We start from the raw sequence: 3,893 nt of genomic DNA on the forward strand, positions 1-3,893 counted from the left end.
CCCAACGATGTCCATTACAGTTACCAGCAGCCGCACCAGGCAGCGTAAGAGAAAACACTAACTCCGCTGTCCGAAATTCACGCAGCAGCCCACCCTACAGGTTCTGACTGCGGTCGACCGAGAAAGCATCTTGCTCTACGCCTGGGCGGAATTGTCTTACGAGGACATCGCTGCAGCCACAAACGCACCCATTGGGACGGTCCGCTCCCGCATCAATCGCGCCCGACGCAAGCTTCGGGCACACCTGAACATCACACTTAGCGATAAGGAGACCGACCATGGACGACCTGCAACTGCTCCGCGCAACGCGTAACGAAGTCGGAACAATTCCAGCCGCAACTCTTGCCCGAGGACGAGAGCGTCTCATGCGGGCCGCTCATGAAGAAGCCACTTCCGAGGAGACTTCGCCTTCGGGGCCCGCGGCGCGGAAGGGCAGGCGGAACTTCAGGCGCAATCTGACCCTCGCCTCAGCAGCAGCTGCCCTCCTCGTGGGTGCACTTGTATCAACTGATGTCGCCCTGCCGGACCAGCAGGTTCTGAATGCTGAAGCGGCAGCAGTGCTTGAGGACGCGGCCACGGCATCTATCCGAACCGCTGACCCTGTCGTTCTTCCGGGCCAGTATCTTAACATCGAGACGAAAGCTCTCTATGAAACCACCAGCCTCACCGCTGACGGTCTGGAAGCATCCTGGCAAAAGACAAGGGTCGAAGAACTTTATATTCCCGCAGACATCACCGATGAATGGGTCCTCAACCGTGGGCCATACGTACCCTCTGAATCAGCACCCGACATTGTCAAGGAATCAGCCCGTCTGCTTCCGATCGAAGAGCCGGAAACCTATTCCAGACTAGTCGGCGTTTTTCGCGGTCCTGCTGGTGCGTTTAGTTCCGGGGAGCAGTACACGATCATCGGGGAGTCTCCGACAGATACCAGCGACCTCCCTCGTGAACCTCAGGCTCTCTTAAACAGAATCTACGAGCACACTGAAGGCACGGGAAGCGCACCTGACGAGGAAGCCTTCAACCTGATCGCTGAATCTTTGCGCTCTGGCGTTATCCCGGCGGATTTGCGTGCAGCTCTCTACAAAGCTGCTGCACTTATTCCAGCTGTCGATGTGACGGACCCTCGAGCCGCTCTCGACGGTCGAGAGGGAATTGCTCTGGGGAGGGTGAGCGCGGGCGAGAACTTCCGCGATGAGATCATCATCGATCCGTCATCTGGGCTACTCATAGGCGAACGGGTGGTGGCGTTGAAGGATGCCCCTGGTTTACCTGCTGGCACCGTTCTCTCCTGGACTTCCGTGCGTACTTCAGTCGTTGATTCAGCGCCATAACCCTATTCGCACGATGTGATCGGTCTACGGGCCGCGCCTGTAGAGGGATCCGGCTTACGGACACGGGTGGACCTACACGTAAGCTCAGAAGTTGTGAAGATCAAACCGCAATTAGTCAAACCACTCATCTTCCTTGGCCTGCCAGTCGTTGCCGGAGCCATCACATTGGCGAGCGGCAGTCTCCAACCGATTAGCACCGCGACCGGTTTATATTTGATCCCCACCATAATTGCTTTGACTGGTCGAAAGCTTAACGTCGAGCTGTCCGCCGGCGCGTCGAAAGCTGACCAAGGGACGTTCGCGACTTGGTGGAACAACCGCCGAAGGTGGGGATTCTACGCCTCATTCTCGGTGCTCATCATGATCGGACTTGCATTCGTTCGGTCGGCGATAACCGACACCTGGGGTGGTGGTGACGTTCTATTAGCAATCATGTGCCTGATTCCGTTATTTATAATTCTCCGCAAGCCACCACGCATAGTAGAGGGTTTTGGAGTGAAAGATGGGTCTGAAGTCGACAGCAACTGAACTGCGGACCACGGCAACGCCAGCGTCCCGGTGATTCTGGACTATGCAGTCACTCGCATACATTCGCAGAATTCGGTGTCGCGGTGTGGGATCGCTGAATAGGACGACGGGACCGCCAACTGAAGCTGCGTTTAACCGCCATTCCTGGCTAACAGTCACACCCCAGGTTCTAAAAGGGATTTTTGTCGGCGGGGGAGCGGCGAAAAAGTGTCGCGGTGAGGGACCGGCTTACGGGCGCCTATCACCGCAGAGGAATCAGTGCGGATTCTTGTAAGACGGCTGACGATCAGTGCTTTCGGTGCCCTCAATGACTAGACTCGCTGCACGAAGTCATTCGAAATTGGGGGAACCAATGGAGTCAACCGCGAAGAAATGCATTCAATGGGGTGTCGTTCTAATTGTCGTCGGGGGATTTGTGCTCCTTTTGCTCCCAATGCTGATTGGTCTACTGGCGCAAACGGCAGGCCCAACGGCGGCAATCGGAGTTGGAGCCATAGACATCGTCCTCACCTTGGTTCGCTGGGCGATGATTCCGATGGGCACAACGCTGATTGGTGCAGCTATTGTGATCCGAGCTCTTGCCCCTTCGCTTGAACACTCTCGGGCTAGTCACACCTCTAACACCTAAGCTGCAATGTGGTGCACAAAAGGCAAAGAAGCCTAGCGCGCGCTGACGGATCGGATTACGGAACGAATGCGTCCTCCGAAGATTGCAGTTCGATCCCAAACAGGCCTTGCCCGAGGTGATCTGCTGACTAGCACCATACGCTTCGCATTATGAATGCCGATGGGAATCCCGGATCCAAGGTGCCTTGGGGTTTGCTATGCGGGCTGGTTATTTTGTTGAACGCATTGAACTATGCGCTTCAATCGGGGCAATGCACTGATTACATTCCTGAGTCTGGGGCAACGTCGACCTGCTCATTGGAACCAGCAATTGGATGGCCGGGGAGTGTTCTCTTGGCGATCGTCAGTCTCGTCGTTCTTGGGTACTGCATCAGTCGCTTGCTCCGACCATCCCGCGGACCGATCGGCTAAGGGGCATCAGGGAAGGTTGGCCCAATAGGCTCATCAATTCTGACCAACAAGAGGTTTAGGGCGAGATGCGGGGATCCGCATAGTTGTCCAGGACCTGCCGTTGCGTTGAAGGATCCTTGGGTTCTTGCGGTGATTGCAACACTTAGCGAATGGGTGTTGATATGGCGGGCTACTCGATCTTCTTGAGACCGGATCTGCTGCAGGTGTTCTGGGCCGGAATGCAGGCCGGTGACTTCATCACGGACGCTGTCATCCCGCTCGGGACGAGCAGGCGGACCGGGCGCCGAGTGTTGGCCGAGGCCGGCGGTGTCCGGCCCCGGCGGGGCAGGGATTTGAAGGGCCGGTGCTTGTCCTTCGCGCAGCGTGAGGAGATTGCGGTCTTACGCGCCCAGGGCCAGTCATTGCGGCGGATCGCGGCGGTCATCGAGGTGTCAGCCTCGACCGTCTCGAGGGAGCTGAAGCGCAACAGTCGGCCCGGTGTGCCGTATCGGGCGACGACCGCTCATGTCATGGCGTACGAGCGGGCGTCGCGGCCGAAGCCAGCGAAGCTGCATACGAACCAAGGTCTGCGTGCGAGGGTGGAAGCTGATCTGAGGAAGAAGTATTCGCCCGAACAGATCAGCGGGCGGCTACGACGTCAGTTTCCCGACCAGACGGAGATGCGGGTGTCACCGGAGACCATTTACCAGTCCCTGTACGTGCAATCCCGTGGAGCGTTGAAGCGGGATCTGACCGCGTGTTTGCGCACTGGGAGGGCTGTTCGGCGGCCGTGCCGAAAAGCCGGTCAGCGTAAGAACCGGGTGCCGGACATGATCAACATTTCCGAGCGTCCCAAAGAGGTCGAGGACCGTGCGGTACCCGGTGCGTGGGAGGGTGACCTAATCATCGGGAAGGGGAATGGGCTGCTGCGTGAATTTCGGACAGCGGAGTTAGTGTTTTCTCTTACGCTGCCTGGTGCGGCTGCTGGTAACTGTAATGGACATCGTTGGGGTA

Annotated in this window: 4 protein-coding genes; all 4 read left to right on the forward strand. The window is 57.6% G+C overall.

The genetic code is table 11. The features are described from left to right. Nucleotides 1-103 precede the first annotated feature (103 nt). The gene (locus IWX64_RS16590; protein ID WP_196868234.1) at nucleotides 104-313 is read left to right on the forward strand and encodes a sigma factor-like helix-turn-helix DNA-binding protein; all 210 of its coding nucleotides are present in this window, start codon (nucleotides 104-106) and stop codon (nucleotides 311-313) included. Then, a complete protein-coding gene (locus tag IWX64_RS16595) occupies nucleotides 279-1,334 on the forward strand; it encodes a CU044_5270 family protein (RefSeq protein ID WP_196868231.1) in 1,056 nt (351 codons plus the stop codon). The genes IWX64_RS16590 and IWX64_RS16595 overlap by 35 nt, the downstream gene beginning before the upstream one ends. Nucleotides 1,335-1,427: 93 nt before the next feature. After that, complete coding sequence (locus tag IWX64_RS16600) at nucleotides 1,428-1,862, forward strand: hypothetical protein (RefSeq protein ID WP_196868232.1); 435 nt, start codon at nucleotides 1,428-1,430, stop codon at nucleotides 1,860-1,862. 1,187 nt (nucleotides 1,863-3,049) lie between these two features. Continuing rightward, a partial coding sequence (locus tag IWX64_RS17395) for an IS30 family transposase (RefSeq protein WP_196868233.1) occupies nucleotides 3,050-3,893 on the forward strand: 844 nt, incomplete at its 3' end.

The organism is Arthrobacter sp. CAN_A212 (assembly GCF_015752345.1).
Taxonomy (GTDB): domain Bacteria; phylum Actinomycetota; class Actinomycetes; order Actinomycetales; family Micrococcaceae; genus Arthrobacter_D.